The organism is Flavobacterium sp. CF108, assembly GCF_900129795.1.
In the GTDB taxonomy this organism is placed as follows: Bacteria; Bacteroidota; Bacteroidia; order Flavobacteriales; family Flavobacteriaceae; genus Flavobacterium.
In genome coordinates this window covers 673,056-691,625 of sequence record NZ_FQWW01000003.1, presented here as the reverse complement: position 1 = coordinate 691,625, position 18,570 = coordinate 673,056, and the positions used below count along the sequence as shown (strand labels likewise).

The 18,570-nt window shown below is 34.5% G+C and carries 8 protein-coding genes; all 8 read right to left on the bottom strand.

The window, feature by feature from the left end:
* Positions 1–244 precede the first annotated feature (244 nt).
* Positions 245–1,210: a TlpA family protein disulfide reductase gene (locus BUE10_RS11650; RefSeq protein ID WP_234984736.1), complete on the bottom strand. Its 966-nt coding sequence runs from the start codon at positions 1,208–1,210 to the stop codon at positions 245–247.
* Between the two features lie 147 nt (positions 1,211–1,357).
* Complete coding sequence (chiA, locus tag BUE10_RS11645) at positions 1,358–6,091, bottom strand: T9SS-translocated chitinase ChiA (protein WP_073485207.1); 4,734 nt, start codon at positions 6,089–6,091, stop codon at positions 1,358–1,360.
* Positions 6,092–6,563: 472 nt separating this feature from the next.
* Positions 6,564–8,630: a beta-N-acetylhexosaminidase gene (locus BUE10_RS11640; protein ID WP_073485205.1), complete on the bottom strand. Its 2,067-nt coding sequence runs from the start codon at positions 8,628–8,630 to the stop codon at positions 6,564–6,566.
* A 157-nt stretch (positions 8,631–8,787) separates the two neighbouring features.
* The gene (gene nagB / locus BUE10_RS11635) at positions 8,788–10,728 is read right to left on the bottom strand and encodes a glucosamine-6-phosphate deaminase (protein ID WP_073485297.1); all 1,941 of its coding nucleotides are present in this window, start codon (positions 10,726–10,728) and stop codon (positions 8,788–8,790) included.
* Positions 10,729–10,830: 102 nt separating this feature from the next.
* Positions 10,831–12,408: a RagB/SusD family nutrient uptake outer membrane protein gene (locus BUE10_RS11630; protein ID WP_073485295.1), complete on the bottom strand. Its 1,578-nt coding sequence runs from the start codon at positions 12,406–12,408 to the stop codon at positions 10,831–10,833.
* 156 nt (positions 12,409–12,564) lie between these two features.
* Positions 12,565–15,612, bottom strand: coding sequence for a SusC/RagA family TonB-linked outer membrane protein (locus BUE10_RS11625; RefSeq protein WP_073485203.1), 3,048 nt, complete (start codon positions 15,610–15,612; stop codon positions 12,565–12,567).
* Between the two features lie 328 nt (positions 15,613–15,940).
* Positions 15,941–16,966, bottom strand: a complete 1,026-nt coding sequence (locus BUE10_RS11620; protein WP_073485201.1) for a glycosyl hydrolase family 18 protein — start codon at positions 16,964–16,966, stop codon at positions 15,941–15,943.
* Between the two features lie 76 nt (positions 16,967–17,042).
* Positions 17,043–18,566, bottom strand: coding sequence for a SusD/RagB family nutrient-binding outer membrane lipoprotein (locus BUE10_RS11615; RefSeq protein ID WP_073485199.1), 1,524 nt, complete (start codon positions 18,564–18,566; stop codon positions 17,043–17,045).
* Positions 18,567–18,570 lie beyond the last annotated feature (4 nt).

Sequence of the window (18,570 nt, the reverse complement as noted above, 5' to 3'; positions counted from 1 at the left end):
TAATTAATTTGGTGCAAAAGTAGTGAAAAAGGTTCAGAGTTGCAAAGGTGCAAAGGGTCTAAGTTTTTCCTTCTTTTATGTCATTTCGAGGAACGAGAAATCGCAATAGAACCTCCACAAGCAAAATCTCCAATCTTTATAGAATAACTAGTGCGATTTCTCGTTCCTCGAAATGACAAACCATATCTTTAATTATTGGTTTTAAATCAAACTTATAATCTCTTACTTATATGGTTTCAAAAATCTACAGTTTGCTTTCTTTTGCTAAAGCCACTTCTAGGCTTTCGAAATTGGGCAGGACTTTAGAAATTAATCCTTCTTTGTTTAGAATAAAATGTGTTGGAAATGAATTTAGCTGTAAAGATTCATTCATGTATTCTTTCATATTTGGAATTACAGCATATGAAAGTGGTTTTCTGGCTAAGAATGCTTTTAATTGTTCTGGTGAATCTTCGGCTAAACTTATAAATAGAATATCTTTTCGGTCTTTGTATGCTGAAGTTAGTTTATTTACCTGCGGAAATTCTCTTATACAGGGCGTACAGTGAATATACCAACATTTTATCACAATAATTTTTCCTTTCATGGTTTCGTTTGAAACCACGTTTCCATCTAAATCTTTAAATGAAAATGACGGAAAAGCAGTTCCTTCCATCTTGTAATTTTTAAAAGCGTCAAAACCTATTTGATTGATCGTTGCTTTTATACTGGTATCTGTTTTTGGCTGAATTTTGAATAACTTATAATAGTAAACTGCATCTTCTGATTTTAATCGAATTGGAATAAAATTTCCGTTTGCTAATTGATCTAAAAAAGCTTCTTTTGAAATTTCTTTTGAAGAAATATCAAGTGCAATAAAATCTCTGGAAAGCATTATATTTTTACTTTGGTAGGCAGACCAATCTCCAAAAGTTTTTTGAATTTGAATTGGATTTACTTCCGGATTTCCAAATTTATTCTGGCTGAAAGAAGAAGTAAAAAATAGAAATGTGATTATAATAGTGATTGATTTTTTCATGAAGTTTTTATGCGATAATTCTGGAGTCAAAAGTACTGATTTTTTTTCATGCAATGTCTTTGCGAGGAACGAAGCAATCTCACTAACAATTAATTCAGCAAGTGCGGTTGCTTCGTTCCTCGCAATGACATACTTTGTGTTTACTTCACTTTTAAACATAAAAAAACCTGGCAATATAATTACCAGGTTCATAATGCGATCCTTAAAGAGAAAACCAAATAACAAATCTCCTCAATTCACGGCATTTATTCGAAATAAAAATTAGATTAAAAAATAAATAACCAAACTCAATTTTAACCGTCCCAATACTTTTATTTCTAAATTTTCAATCATTTTATTCTAGTTTAAAAAGTTCATTACTTTAAATGATTTCTTGTTTCCAGATTTGTCTGTTACTACAACTAAAAACAATTGCTTAGTTGAGAAACTATGACTTTGAAGCAATACTTCTTTATTGTTTTGAACATTTCTGTGACTTACTAAATTTTGTCCAACTATGTTGAACACATCTACCTGAGCGATTTCTTCATTTTCATTTGAAACTGATAATGCATTGTTTTTAAAATATGCTATCGTTGCATTGCTTTTTGAAGAAATATCATCAAGCGCTAATGTTTTTGCTGCCCCTTGTGATGCGAAATAAGCTGCATACGCTTTAGATAATTCAGATGAATTACCACAAGAAGATGCATCCCAGTTTACAGACCAAGTCATTAAACCTCTTAAAGAAGGATATGGTCCGCCTGGCTGCATAGTGTATGTTCTTCCAGAAAAAGTAGTTCCGGTTCTTAAATAATGCATAGCATTTATTCCTTCTTGCGGTGTTAAATAACCGCTGCCTGCTGCACTCGGACAAGCCGGTAATGCAATAAGAACTTTTGAGGCCGGTAAACCATCAAAACGCATTCCTGTTGAAGCAATATTATATCCTTTTATCACCATATCTGTTAAGGCTGTAACCATATTTGATTTCTTAGCTGAACCATAATATTGGCCATCTAATCCGTTTTCTCCTCCTGTATTGTACAATTGTACCGCTAACAAATCTAATTCATTACGTAAATTTTGAATGATTGGCAGGAATGAACCAAAAGTATCTGTATAGGTAGAATACCCTCCTTGTACGTATTGTGTTTCCGGAGCTGCAGTTAATAAAAACCCAGGGCCATAGTAAGCTTTTAATTCTTTGAAAGCATCTACTACGTTTTTTAATCTTGGATAAGCAGAAATACCCGCGTAAGAAATATCTCTTAAATTTCCTGCACTAAAATTCATAGATCCGCCTTCAAAATCAATATCAACTCCATCAAATTGATACTCGTCAATAATGGCTTTTAGACCATTAACAAAAATATTTTTTTGAGTTACATTGTCTAAAACAACATGACCATTTTGACCTCCAATAGAAACAATAACAGGAACGCCGCTATCTCTTAAGGATTTTATATCATTTTTCAACAATTGCTTATTGAAAACACCATTGGTCAAATATCTATTGTCATTTGTAGTTAATACTGGTGTATAACCATCACGATTAACTGTTTCTACGAAAGAATAATCAACTACGTTAAACTTACTTCCTACCATTTGAGAAAAATATAAAAATGGAGCACCAGCATTTTCCCAAGAATGTGCATATCCTAAAATAATTTTAGAAGGAAGCGGAATGAATCTATTTGTACCTACTTGCGCAATTTTAATGGTATTGTTTAAGGTAGTTACACCAGATTGATTATCGGTTGCTTTGATTACAACTGGATAATCCTGATAAGCAGATGGTGTAAAATTATACGTATAAGTATTATTTGTACCTGCTGTCATGTTAAATGTACCTCCATTTATTGTAATCGTAACACCTGAAACCGATCCGTTACTATCTACAGCTGTAACTGAAATTGGCACAGCCTGAAAAGAATTTTGGTATACAGTAGCAGATGGTGAATTCCAAGTAATTACAGGTAATGAATTAGGACAGTTTGCACCTGAACAAGTTAATGCAAAACTATATGTTTTTGACTCTGTTGTTCCGTTTGATGCAGTAGCCGTAACGGTTAACGTATGAGAAACTCCAAACTGATTTACTACTGGCGTCCAAGCCGCTGTATAAGTTCCTGAAGAATTGCTAGCACTTATAGTTTGTCCATCCAAACTAAATACAACAGATGAGATTGTAGTAGCATCAACAGCACTTAATCCAACAGTTGCAACAAAATTAATTGCTGATCCTAAATTTATAGCAATCGCCGAAGCTGTTGGCGCTGTAATGGTAACAACTGGCTTAGTCGCAACTACCGCTTGTCTATTAAAATTATAAACCGTTGGCGTTGTTGGAACTGCAAAATTGGCTAAGTTATTTGGGTAATAAGTCTGTTCACCATTTTCCCATGTATTTAATTTCAAACTTAAAATTTGTGTATAACCTGCTACAACTGAATTATCAAAAGTATAATTTCCTGATGCATCTGTTGTTGCTAAAACACTTTTCCAGTTATGTGTGCTGTCTGTCCAAGGTAAAACGATTTCTACTTTTGCACCAGCCACCGGAGTTGTTCCGTTTTTAACTGTTCCGCTGATTAAGTTTGCCTGAACTTGTGCTGCTTTTGCAGTAGAGCTTGTATTAAAGTTATAAACCGTTGGGTTTGCTGGAACTGGGAAGTTTGCCAAATTATTTGGAAAATAAGCTGTTTCTCCATTTTCCCAAGAGTTTAATTTCAAACTTAAAATTTGTGTATAACCTGCTACAACTGAATTATCAAAACTGTATTTTCCTTGTGCATCTGTTGTTGCCAAAACGCTTTTCCAGTTGTGTGTGCTGTCTGTCCAAGGTAAAACGATTTCTACTTTTGCACCAGCAACCGGAGTTGTTCCGTTTTTAACTGTTCCGCTAATTTTGTTTGAAGGAACTACAATAACATCTTGTGAGAAGTTTAATGTTTTATTCGCATTTAAGTTTGAATAAACTGTTGAAGCCGGAGTATAAGTCTGTCCAGTTAAAGCAGCTGTTACGGTATAATTTCCGCCAGAAGCCAATGTAAGTGAGTAAGCACCGCTTGCATTTGTAACCGCTGTGATATTTCCTGCTGTAGAAGCTGCCGTAACAGTTACGCCAGAAACTGGGGTTGTTCCGTTAAGAATTGTTCCGCTTACTGTGTAAGTTACAACTGCTGGTCCTTGTGCGAAATTCAACGTTTTATTTGCATCGATTGCATTATAAACTGTTGAAGCCGGAGTATAAGAGAATCCTGTTTTCGCAGCTGTAACTGTATAATTTAAACCTGCTGTTAAACCTGCAACATTGTAAACTCCGCTTGCATTTGAAACTGCTGTTAATGTTGAGCTTCCTGAAACTGCAGAAACTGTTACACCAGAAACTGGAGTCGATCCGTTAAGAACTGTTCCGCTAACTGTATAAGTTGGCTGTGTTCCGTTGATGATAACTCCTGTTTGGTTCACAACAACGTTTGTTAAAGTTACCGGAGTAAAAGTATAAGTCGCTTTTAAAGCTGTAACTGTATAATTTTGTCCAGAAGTTAGGCTGTTGAATGTAAAATTCCCTGTAGCCGAAACTATTGTCTGAATTACTGCATTACTAGCATTACGCAATTCAACTGTAACATCTGTAACTAAAGCTGAACCGTTTTTTGCAGAACCAGAAATACTTACTGTTCCCGGAACAACGCTTCCAAAAGAAGTATCAACCTGAGTTAATAATGAATTTGGAATTGAGCCTCTTGTATCTTGAGATAATTCCCAAATCATACCTCCAGCTAAGTTTCTTGATTTAATATACTGTACTTTTAAATCCATCGACTGCTTATCTTCATAAGAGATAAACTGTTTTAAAGTAGCGTTATATAAATAAGGAACTTTAGTCGTATTGTCAAAATATCTAACCCATCCTGCAGAAGCTGCACTTGGTGTAACCTGCATTGTATTTGGATCTAAGTAAGCATGTGAGTTTGTAACCGGATTTCCGACTAAATCGCAAATTTCGATACTTCCTGAACGCTCGCACGCCCCTGAACCATCCCATGTTCCAATAGGGTTTTGCGGATTTGTACATCCTCCCACTATATCTCTTGGAGCCGAAACGAATAATCCATTTGTTGAGTTAGTTGCAACGTGATCGAATTTCTTTCCGTAGAATGGTAATCCCATGATTAATTTATTGGCAGGGAAACCAATTACATTTAGATATTGATTAGTTAATTCATCAAGTGATTCAGATTGTGTTGCACCATACAACGGATCGTTAGGATTTCCACTTGCATATAAAGGAGCATTGTAGCATGTTTTGTCATACCAGTTTCCACCAAAATCATATCCGAAATAAGTGATATAATCACAATAAGTTGAAATGTCTTCAGTCATTCCGTATTGAGATCTGTTGTTTGGCCCCAAATATTGCTGTGATACTTTTCGAACATTGTTTCCTGCTGCGATTGTAACCACTTTATTTGGCATTGCCTGACGCATTGCTTTCAATAAAAGCACTAAATTTTTGTTATCGTCAGGACTGTACTTTTGCGGAGGAACAGGTGCGCCATTTACAATTTCTGTTCCGTCAGTTCCGCCCGAAAGAGGATATTCCCAATCGATGTCAAAACCATCAATAAAAGGATAAGTAACAATGAAGTTTGCCATATCTGCAGCTAAAGCGGCTCTTGCCACAGGACTTGCAGCAATTGGAGATAAATCCTGGCCTTTTGTCCAGCCTCCAACAGAAATTAAGACTTTTAAATGAGGATATTTTTCTTTTAACTTTTTCAAGTCATAAAAGTTTCCTTTTACCGGAGCATCCCAAGGGATTCCACCTTCCATATGCTCAAAATCGGCATAGGTATCCAAACATTTTAATTTTGTATTCTCCGGATGTGCGGGATCATACGTTGTGCCATAAAAAGAATAATTCAAATGCGTAATTTTACTTCCATCAATTTTCGGAACATTGAAATCCCGGGCATAAATAGACCATTGTGCATAATATCCCACTACTTTCTTTCCGTGGGCGGGTTGGGCCAACGCAAGTAAGGGAAACAGTAACAAAAAGAGCAATCTGTAATAATGTTTCATAATTAATAAATATTGGTTAATAGAAAATAAATAATTGGGCCGCAGCAGTAATACTGCCGGGTTTCGCTCAACTCAGGTTGGAAGGCTGTGTTGATTGGAAATAAACTCAAATTAAATTCTATAGATAAATATTACTATTACTGATTCTTCATAATCAATAGCAAATAGTAGTGATTGATATTTATTTATAATTTTTAAAAAAATTAATATTAAATACAAATGATAAATTTGGGACGACTCATCAATCTATACTCTTTTGTTGTCATGTTTGGGTATTCTTTCTATTTGGTTTTTTAAAATGTTAATACTCCGTTAGTGGTTATTTTTTTATGCTTTATTATTCAAAGGTTGTAAAGAGATTTGCGAAGTTTAACATAATTACCTCTACCAGAGGCTATATCTGGCAGAGATAACTTGCACTCAAAACATTAGTGGTAACTTAAACTTACTAAATACTAATTCAAACCAAACCTTAAATTAATTTCTTTAAACTCTCATAAACTGACAGCTCGACGTCAGCATGATCTTTTGTATTACATTGCTCTATTAAGCTTTTTAAATCTGCAGCTTTTAGAGTCGATTTATTGTCTAAAACAAGTAGTAATTCCTGCGATGCATCACTTAATTTTTTTGACAAAGGAAGTATTGGCTGTACTAAAGGTGCATTTGCACTCAACTCAATTAATCCATTATTTAGGGTAATCCATTTATTAAAAAATGAGGCAACTTTTGCTTTATTCTCTTCTGTTTTATTGGCCAAATATTGTGTTACTGCATCATTAAAAGCTAAAGATTCTTTAGCATCAGGTGTACACGCATCAGCAAAAAGTGTAAACGGAGAATACATTTGATATTCTGTTCCGCCTTTGTTTCTTGTATATCCTTTTAATGGTTCGCAAACATTAGAAAACTCATTCACAAATTCTACATTTTGATTATTCGTGATATTTCTTAGAATAACATCTTTGTTTTTAATATGCGTTAATCCTAATTCTTCTAATCTAAAAGAAACATTTTCAAGGCGTTTACGCATACTGGCAAGATCTGTAATATTCTCTGCAGACCAAAGCCTTTCTGCAATTGCAGCTGTTCTTGGCCAAACTCTTGAATCTATCGTTTCAGGAGTTGTAAGTTCTGTCCACATTGTGGCTTCGCCGCCTAAAATTCTTGCTTTTTCTTCTGTCGTTAGATCAGCTCCTTTTGGCATTGGGTCGTTTAAATAATGACTTGCAACCGGGTACATTAAGTCAATATAATATCCGTTTGATAAAACTGTTTTATAGCCTTTTTTTACAGCATCAACTAATGACTGTCCGGCTGTAACTCCTTCATTAGGACCTCTCCATGAATGTACAATTGCTTCTTTTGAAAGATCTTTTGTTAAAATTTCTTCCCAGCCCATTAATTGTTTTCCGTGTTTTTTAAGCATCGGAGCCAACTGCATCGTGAAATACGTTTGTAATTCGTGATTGGTTTTTAAATTGTGTTTCTTTTTAAATTCCTGAATTTTTGGATTGGCATCCCAATCTTTCCCTTCGTTCTCATCTCCCCCAATATGAAAATAAGCTCCGGGAAATAATGGGCATACCTCGTCAAAAAGTTCATTTAATATTTTATACGTTTTAGGATTTGAAGGATCTAATGTTGGTGAAAAAATACCCGCATTTCTTTCAATTCCATAGGTACTAATTGCTGTACCTTGAATATTTTTTTCAGAAGTTCCTCCTGTCAGCGTGATCACTTTACTTCCTATTTCCGGATAAGCCGTAAGTATTGCAGATCCATGACCCGGAACATCTATTTCGGGAACTATTAAAACACCGCGCTCATCAGCATATTTTACGATATTTCTAATTTCCTCTTGTGTGTAATACAATCCATCCGAAGCTAATTCGATTAATTTTGGATGTTTTTTAGTTTCAATTCTCCAGCCTTGATCATCAACCAAATGCCAGTGAAAAACATTCATTTTCATCGCTGCCAATGCATCAATATTTCTTTTGATTACATCTACAGGCTGAAAATGTCTTGCTGCATCAATCATTAAACCTCTCCATGTAAATCTTGGAAAATCTGAAATTTGAGATACCGGAAAATAAAATGATTTGTTGTCATTTTGCAGCAGCTGTAACAACGTTTCTAATCCGTGCAAAGCGCCTAAATCGCTCGTTGCATTAATTATTATTTTGTTTGATTTTATATCTACGCTGTAACTTTCATCTTCGTATAAACCAATTTTTCCGTTTTTATCACAATTGATCTGTAATTCAGCGTTTGGAAATTCGTTTAGTTTAGAAATAAAGCCCTGCTCGAAAAATATACCTGTTCTACCATCTAATCGGCGCAAAAAACGAGTTACTCCACCAAAAATTCTTGGATTTGGATTTCCGGAAATATTAACTTTAAAGTTTTTGCTTAAAGTAAAATTTCCATCGTTTACAACAACATTCTGAGGCCAGGGCATAAGGTTCAACTGCTCCTTTTTAACTTGAGCACCAGCTGTTACACCCGCTAATAGTAGTACAAATAAATATTTCATTTTTAATTTTTTTGGTCAGATGCTTTTCTAAAACATCCATTTAAATTAGAAAAAAACAAAACTCAGAAAGACTTCTGCTTACCTCACTTATCGCTTTGAGGTCCATCTGAATTTTGAAATTTGATTCGCTCTCACCCGAATCTAAAAAAAAACAACTTTAATAATCAAAACGTTTAAAAGCTTCAATAGCTTCGTATTCTGCCAGTCCCAATTCATCATACAGTACAGCTGTATTTTTATTTCGATCTTCGGCTCTTACCCAGAATTCTCGAGAATCGTTTCCTTGAAACATTACCCTGTCTTTTTGAGACTGATGGTATAAAATGGCATGACGTTTTAATAAAACTTCTGACGGAGAAAGCGGTACCGCCATATCTATTTCATGAATATCCCACTCGTGCCAAGCTCCTCTGTAAAGCCATAGCCAGCAGTCGTCCATGTATTTTTCTGGTTTTAATTGTTTCATTGCTGCAAAAATAGCATTCAGACAAACTTCGTGCGTTCCGTGCGGATCTGCCAAATCTCCTGCGGCAAATACTTGATGCGGTTTTATTTTTGCAATAATATCTTTTACAATAGCAATATCTTCTGGCCCTAACGGATTCTTTTTAACTTGTCCTGTTTCGTAAAAAGGAAGGTCTAAAAAGTGTGTATTTTCATCTTTTAAACCAATGTATCTTGTTGCTGCGTAAGATTCTCTTCTTCTAATTAATCCTTTTAGTTTTCTAACTTCCAGAGAATCGATTTGATTTTCTGATTTGTTATTTAAAAATTCAATTACAGATTTAAAGTTGATGTCTTTTGGAAGATTTCCACCAGTGAAATCATTACAAACCTCAGCAAATTTTAATGCTTCGTCATCTGTAACTGCAATATTTCCAGAGGTTTGATATACAACGTGTACATCGTGACCTTGTTTAATCAATTTTGAAAATGTTCCTCCCATCGAAATCACGTCATCATCTGGATGCGGACTGAAAAGGATAACTCTTTTTTTAGCTGGATTGGCTCTCTCCGGACGATGTGAATCATCTGTATTTGGTTTTCCACCTGGCCATCCTGTAATGGTGTGCTGCAATACATTAAACATATTGATGTTTAAATCGTAAGCAGAACCTTCTTGTGCTAATAAATCAGACATTCCGTTGTTGTTGTAATCACGGTCTGTTAATTTTAATATAGACTGGTTTGTTTTTTGGCAAAGCCAAACAATCGCTTTGCTTTTTAATTCTTGTGTCCAAATACATTCTCCAACAAGCCAAGGCGTTTTAAAACGCGTTAACTCTGATGCTGCAGACTGATCTAATACGAAAGTTGCATTTGAATGATTTTGCAAAAATGTCGCAGGAACTTCTGAACTAATATCTCCTTGAATTGTTCTCTTAATGATATCAGCTTTGTTTTGTCCCCAAGCCATTAATACGATTCTTTTAGATCTCATAATGGTAGAAACTCCCATTGTAATGGCTCTTTTTGGAACGTTGTCGATTCCGTTAAAGTCAGATGAAGCATCTACTCTTGTAATGTGATCCAGTGTAATAATTCTTGTTCCGGAATTGATGTGTGAACCCGGCTCGTTGAAACCAACGTGACCTGTACGCCCAATTCCTAATAACTGAAAGTCTAAACCTCCAGCTTGTTTAATATTCATTTCATAGTCGATACAATATTGATTTAATTCATCAATAGAAACTGTACCATCAGGAATATTAACATTTTCAGGTTTAATATCAATATGATTAAAAAGATGCTGGTGCATGAAATAATGATAGCTCTGATTGTTTTCTCTGTTCATTGGATAATATTCATCCAAGTTAAAAGTGATTACATTGCTAAAGCTTAGTCCTTCTTCTCTGTGCATTCTAACTAATTCCTCATATACTTTTATAGGAGAAGATCCTGTTGCCAAACCAAGCACGCAAGATTTATTTTTTTCCTGCTTAGATCTAATTAACTGAGCGATTTCCTGCGCTACAATTACCGATGCTTCAGCAGAACTTTTGAAGATTTCGTTGTGAATTTTTTCAAATCGTGTTTCTTCAAATTTTCCGGCGCTTTTATAGCTGATATCAGGTTTTGTTTCTAAAGCACTTTTCATTTTTTTTCTTTTTTTGGTATGTACAATTTTGGTTTTTGAAACGGTATAAGCAATTTGCATTTCTTATACCGTTTACTAACCAAACTTAAAATCTTATTTTTTTTAGAATTTGTTCACTCCAGTATCCCACCAAAGTCTTGTTCCTCCAGTATCAGGACCTCCTAAAAGGCTAACACCTTGTGCATAACCAGTTGGATTAGAAGTTTTCTCATTTACATAGAAATTCAATCTTCTTACAAATGTTCCAAGAGGAATTTTTCCTCCAGAATAATTATTTACTGGCAAGAATAATTTTGGATACCCAGTTCTTCTTGTTTCTGCCCAAGCTTCTTGACCGTCAGGAAAACCAGCAATCCATTTTTGTGTAATGATTTTTTGTAGTTTTACCTCATTAGATGCTGCATCAGACCATTGTACAGTTACTAAATTTTGTGCTGCAATATTATTAGCTGCATTTAATGGATCAGTAAAATTAGCTGGTAATAAAGTATTATCACTAATATAAGTAGAAGCATCACCTGCGCCTAATTGTGCAAAAGAAACTGCAATTCCTGACTCATAGAATGATTTAGCAGATCCTCCAACATTCCATCCTTTTAATGCAGCTTCAGCTTTCAAAAAGTGAGACTCAGACGCATTAAACCAAGGAATCAAGTTATTTTCTACAATAGGTCCAACTTTTGAGAACAAGTCAGCTTTAGCAGTTCTATAATTAGCATCAACTAAAGTTCCCATTCTAATACCTTGATAAACACCTCCGGTAGCTGTATGGAAAAAAGTTGCTCTTCTTGGATCATTGTAACCATTCATTATAGATACAATTGCCCCACCTGCATTTATATCTGCCCATGGACCTGTATATGTTTTAACAGGGTGCTCAGCAATATAAGCCATGTTATCAGCATTAGAAGTAATAACACCTAAACCTGCCAATGCTGCTTCACCTTCGGCTTTTGCTTTTACAGGATCGATATTAGAAATACGTATTGCCAAACGTAGTCTTAAAGAGTTAGCAAATTTTACCCATTTTTGTATATTTCCGCCCGCTGTCGTTCCATCAGTTGCATCTCCTGCTGCGAAAAAAGTAGCAGAAGCATCAGCCGCTTTTGGAGTTAAGATATCAATTGCAGTTTTTAACTCAGCAAAAAATTGATCGTAAACTGCTTTTTGAGAATCATAAGGCGTTGATCCGTCAGCGTTTCCAAAACCTGAATAAACGATCGGTCCATAATAATCTGTTGTTTTATGCATTGCATAAACTTTTAAGATAAGAGACCAAGCATAAAACTGAGGGTATTTCTCTTTTGTTAATTTTTCAAGATTATAAGCATTAACCATCTCTCTTTGATACTTCTGAACCCATTCAGCACCATTCCATCCATCTAAAAGAGCATATGTTGAATTATTTGTATTCCCTTCAAAATCATGAGGGGTTCCCATATATCCAGAAAAAATATCTGCATTTAAATTAAACTGAATATCTCCCTGCCAATCATCTGCAACCAAGATATACATTCCTCTCTGCATAGTTTTAAGAGGAGCTTTTACCTGATTAAAATCTTGTTCTAATTGACCATTGGTAAAACCAGTTTCATTGGTATTTATATCTTCAAAGTCACCTGTACAGCTGCCTAATGAAAGGGCTAAAACTGCACTAAACATTAATAATTTATTTTTCATCTGTGAATTTTTATTGTTATTTAAAAACATTTTTATTGTCTTATAAGCTACCCTATTCTTATTTAAGGTTAATTGTTCGTTTCTTTTCTACATTCAACATTCTGAGAACAAACATCATCTTACAACAACCAAAAGGTTTTGTGTTTTTTTTATAAGTTAGAAAGTTAAATTTAAATTAACACCTATACTTCTTGTTGAAGGCATTCCAAAAATATCAACACCTTGTAATCCTTCTCCAGAACTTAATGTTACGTTTGGATCAAACGGAGCATCTTTGTAGAAGAAAAATAAGTTTTTACCAACAAGAGAAACATTCACTGCATTGAAAATTGAGGTTTTGCTGAAATCAAAAGTGTAACCTAACGATAGTTCACCTAATTTAATATTTGTCGCTTTGTACATATATTCTCCTGTAGCACCAGCTCTATCTCCAACTGAACTATAATAATCTTGAGCGCTCATTGTAGTAACTGCATTTCCATTAGAATCTACTGCATTTATTTTAACTCCACCAGCATCTCTTGCAGCACCAGAAGCTTTAGAAACACCATAAGAATCAAGCATTGCTTCAGTCATGCTCATTACATTACCTCCAAATCGACCATCGATAAGAACATTTAAGAATATCTTTTTGTATTTGAATGAGTTTGAAAAACCTAGCATAAAATCAGGATTTGAGCTTCCAAAATCTACCCAATCAGTCTTTTGAATCTTAGCCGCAGCACCAACACCATCAAGTACCATTTGACCTTGAGCATTTCTTAAAATATTTTTTCCTTGAATTTCACCAAAAGGTTTTCCAACTTTTAAAACATATCTGTAGCTATTTGGATCTCCATTTGTTAAAATAACAGTATTTACATCACCATTTGCTCCTGTACCTAAATCAAGTACTGTATTTTTGTTTGAAGCATAGTTTAATCCAAGATCCCAAGAAAATGTGTTTGTTTCAATTGCTTTACCTGTAAGTGTAATTTCAAAACCTTTATTTTCGATACGACCAGCATTAAATGCATAGTTCGTATATCCTGTAGTATTTGGAATTGGAGCTGGAGCAGTAATTAATTGATTTTTTGTCACGTTTCTGTAATAAGTGAAATCAAATCCGATTCTGTTATTTAAAAATCTCCATTCTGTTCCAAATTCATATGAATTTTGCATTTCTGGTTTCAAAGAAGTTCCAGGTTTTGGACCTACCAGCGGCGGTGTAACTTGACCACCAACCAGCGTATTTACTGGTGAAGTTAAAAAAGCATTAACATCATTACCTACCTGAGCAAAAGATCCTCTTACTTTTGCATAACTAATTGCTTCTGGTAATGTTACCATTTGGCTTAGAATTGCAGACAAACCTACAGAAGGATAAAAGAAACTTATGTTATCTGTATTTACTAGAGTTGAAGACCAATCATTTCTTCCCGTTACATCAAGATAAATCATGTCTTTATAGCCAAAAGTTGCGCTTGCAAAAAGAGACTGAACTTCTTTTTTACCTCCAATAGTGTGTGCATTTCTTTCAGCAGACACAAAATTTCCTGTATTAAACCAGTTCGCATTGATTAATCCATTTTTTTGACCTGAATCACTTATATATGCGTCATTAATTGTAGATTTTGTAATACTTGTACCAATGTTAGCACTGAATGAGAAATCTTCATTGAATTTTGTATTGATAGTAGCTATTAAATCTCCATACAATTGAGAACTTTCACTATCTGAGTAAATATATCTACCTGTAGATGGAGCCAATGTTTCATTAGTTCCGGCATACATTCTTTTATCAAAAGTATTATAAAATTTATTATAACCTCCTCTTGCTTTAATACTTAACCAGTCAGTTGCTTTATAGGTAAGAGCTGCAGAAGTAATTAAAGATTGATTTTTGTCGATAGATCTATTTCTGTTTAAGATCCATCCTGGATTTTGAATAATATCCGATGTTTGAGCTGGCCATCTTTGAGTCATTAAATTTCTTGCTGGATCGAATACTTCAAAATTCTTGTAGTAATCATTAAAATCATTTCCTCTTGGAAATAAATAAACTCCAGTCAATGGGTTAAAATACAACCCATTTGTTGGTTTATTTATAATCTTTTGCTCTGCATAAGATATCGAACCGTCTACAGTTACTTTATCATCAAATAACTTAACGCTTTGACGAAGTGCAATGTTATTTTTCTTAAACTCGTTTGTTGGGATTATTCCATCAACTTTAGTGTTTGCATATGTAAGGCTAGTTGTCATTTTATCAGATCCTCCATTTACAGATACAGAGTTAATCATCGTTAAACCAGTGTTGTAAAAACCTTTTACATGGTCAGGAGATTTCTTAGCAGCACCCCAAGTTTTATCAGATGATGGAGCTGCCCCATAATTAGTTTGAAATTCTGGTAAAGAAACCACATTATCTACAAAAACACTTGCATTATAAGCGGCTGTTACTTTTCCTTCTTTTCCTTTTTTAGTTGTTACTAAGATTACACCATTTGCTCCTTGAGAACCATATAAAGCAGCTGCAGAAGCTCCTTTTAGAACTGTCATAGATTCAATGTCATCAGGGTTCATCATTGAGATTGCGTCTCCACCATCTCTATTTCCTCCAGCTGTATCACCAAAAACCTGATTAGCCTGAGCAGAGTTAGAGTTCAATAATGGAATTCCATCAATAACATATAAAGGCTGGTTATTTGTAGCAGATGAGTTACCACGAATAGTTACTTTTACTGCACCACCGGCTCCAGCTGAGCTTTTCCCAACAATTAAACCAGCAACTTTTCCAGATAAACTGTTCATTAAGTTGGCATCTTTTACTCTTGTTACTTCATCACCTTTAACCTCTTGTGCTGCATAAGTAAGAGTCTTCTTTGATCTTTTAAGCCCTAATGAAGTTACAACTACTTCATTTAATGCATTTGACGCTGCTTGTCCCATTTTTACATTAATTGTAGCAGCATCGCCTACAACTATATTTTGTGTTTCTAGGCCAACATAGCTAAAAACTAATGTTTGTCCTTTTTGAACCTCAATTGAGTACAATCCGTCAAAATCGGTAGTAGCACCTTTTTGACCTCCTTGTACAGCAACAGATGCACCCGGTAACGGCATCCCATCAGAATCTGTAATCACACCTTTAACATTTTTTACTTGTGCAAGCGAAACCTGCGCCGTAAAAACAATCATAAAGATTAAGAAAATTTTTTTCATGTTTATTTATTTTGTTAGTTATGACGTAAAATTATTCTTAAGGGATTGTTAAAAAAAATATATTATACAAACAGCTACAATTTTTAAACGAACGACATAAAACATTCAATAATCTGCGAACCGAAAACGTATTCGTTTCTATTAAAAGCAGATTTTACCCCATTTACGACTATTTTTATTCAAAAAATTTACAATTCATTAAAAAATATTTAAAATCAGCAAATATTTAAAAATCTGGTATTTAAATAAAAAAAATCGCTTCTTTCTAATTATTGAATTAAAAAGAAGCGAAAAACTTATTAATTTTAAAAAGCTGTAAGAGAGCTATTTAATTACCACACAAACCCGAAGTTTTAAATTTTAAAGAAGAATATTTTTTATGAATTACATCTAATAGAGAATATTCAGTAAAAGAATCCTGTGCCAATTCCCAAATCATTATTCCTCCTGTATATTCTGCAGCATATTCTACTTTTCTGGAAATTGTGGGTCTTCCATTATAATATATTTTTCCAATTTCGTCTTGGTCAGCAAACTGAGTTCCAACCTCGACTATTTGTCCAAAAGTTGAACTTGTTACTTCTGGAAAAGTGAAATTATATCCATAGAAAGGAACTCCAAGCGTAAGTTTTTCACTTGGGACATTTTGCTGTTTATGCCAAAATTCGATTCCGCTTCTTGCGAATTCATAAGAACTATGCTGTTCAACTTTAGTCGGACTCCATGGTCCTGTACTATCGTACGCCATTATATTTATAAAATCAAAAGCGTTTAATGCTGCCGAATTTATATTTACAAATCGCACACTATTGGGTAAAGCTGCAGTAAGAAGTTTTTTATCATCTGCCAGGCTCTTTTTTAATTCAACCACAAAACCGCTGTAACCAGATGTTACTGCGTCCCATTCGAGATCAACATCGACACCGTCTAAATTATGGTCTTTTACAAATTTTAGAATATTTTGTATGAATGCCGGACGGTTTTCAGATTTATCAATTAATGACGACCAGTTTTTAGCCTGTTCTTCAGAAATAACACCGCCAGCCAATGAGATACTTACAATAATATTCGGGTTAACTGATTTTGCGTATTTGACTACAGCATCAATATCTCCTGTAAATAGTATATTTCCATCTTTATCAGGGTTTGCAAATGCAATATTTAAATGCGTTAGCTTACAAAACTGTATTGAAGAAATTTTACTGAAACTATCTGTGGATAAATATCCAACGACTCTTGCTGTTTTAGTTTTAGATTCTTCTGGATTATGCTCTTTTTCGTTTGTACAGCTGTATACTGAAAAAAGAGAACTTATATAAAAAAGGATGCCTAATAAGGCTTTATTTTTTATCATAATTTTTTAAATTTAATTAGAATGAAAATATGACCTCATTAGGCATAACTTTATGTTTTGTAGGTTGCTATTTTATTTAGTTTGCATCCCACCAAACTTTATTCAACCAGTCATTTGTTCCTCCCATTCTGGATAATGCTTCTTTATAGTTTTTCTCATTTTTCTGCATCTCATCATTAGGATAGTACAAACGTTTTGGTGTAACTCCGTTTGTTTCAGAATCAGGGTTTGTAATTGGAATCAATACCGGGAATCCTGTTCTTCTCCAGTTTGAATAGGCTTCAATACTATTAAAGATATAAGTAATCCAAAGCTGTGTTGAAATTTGTTTTAACTCCTGTCCAGCAACTAATGGTTTAGCATTTAAATAGGTATCGATCGCTGCTTGTGTAGCAGGTGTCGCTCCATAAATCTCTAATTGTTTGATACCTGCTTCAACTCCTTTTTTGTAATAGTCTGCTGCAGAACCTGCAACCCAGCCTCTAAATGCAGCTTCTGCAAGTAACAATTGAGATTCTGAATAACTTACGTGTAAAAATGGTGTTGTTTTTTGCTTAAAGTAAGATTGAATACCAGATGTTGAGCTTGCTCCCATTGGAACTTCCCATTGAAAAAGTCCTGGCTTTACACCTTCATATGGTGTTTCACCCGGCTGCAATGGTGCTCCCCAAGCAAGACTGCTTGTTGTTTTTGGAGTTGCATACATTGGTAATCTTGGATCTCCGTTGTCTCTTAAAAAGTCAATTACCAAAGTACTAAAATGATCCCCATTTTCATTACCAACAAGTGCATACGCTAATCCATTTCCTCTAAAATCAATAGAAGCAGGATCATCATTAAAAGTTGCATCTAAATGTTTCATAATACAGTTATCAGCATTACTTGTAAAAACACCTGCCGCTAAAGCAGCTTTTACTTGTTTTTCTGCTTCTGCCGGTTTAATCTCCGAAATTCTCATTCCTAAACGAAGTCTTAAAGTATTGGCTAATTTTTTCCATTTAGTGATATCTCCAGCATAGAACAAATCACCTTTTACAGATCCGCCATTAGCATTTAACTGATTATAAGCTTCTTCTAAATCATGAAAGAATGACATATAAATCTCTTCCTGTGTATCATATCTAGGCGTTACAATTCCTTTTGAGAAACCTAATCCGGCTTCAGAATAAGGAATATCTCCGTAAATATCTGTAATACGCTGTGCCACCATTACTCTCATAATTTTAGCAACAGCATTCATATTTACGGCTGATTGATCTCCGTTTGTTTTTTCAAGGATATCAACTACGTTTTTTAATTCGTTTTGGTAACCGTTTCTCCAAAGAGCAGTTGCATAACCATCATCTTTTTTGAATTTGCTTCCAAACTCAGTCACGTTCCATGCTCCCGCATAATGCTGCACAAAACCTCCTGAATAAATTAAATTGGTTCTCCATTGGTAAAATCCGTCACCCGACATACACAATTGGGTAAACGTAAGCTGCCCAGCTGGATTTGCAGACAACGCAACCGGATCTTTTTCCAGTTCGTCAAAATTTTCGGTACAGCCTACTGCAATAAACAATGTGAGTACGGCTATAATTATTTGTTTAAATTTCATAATT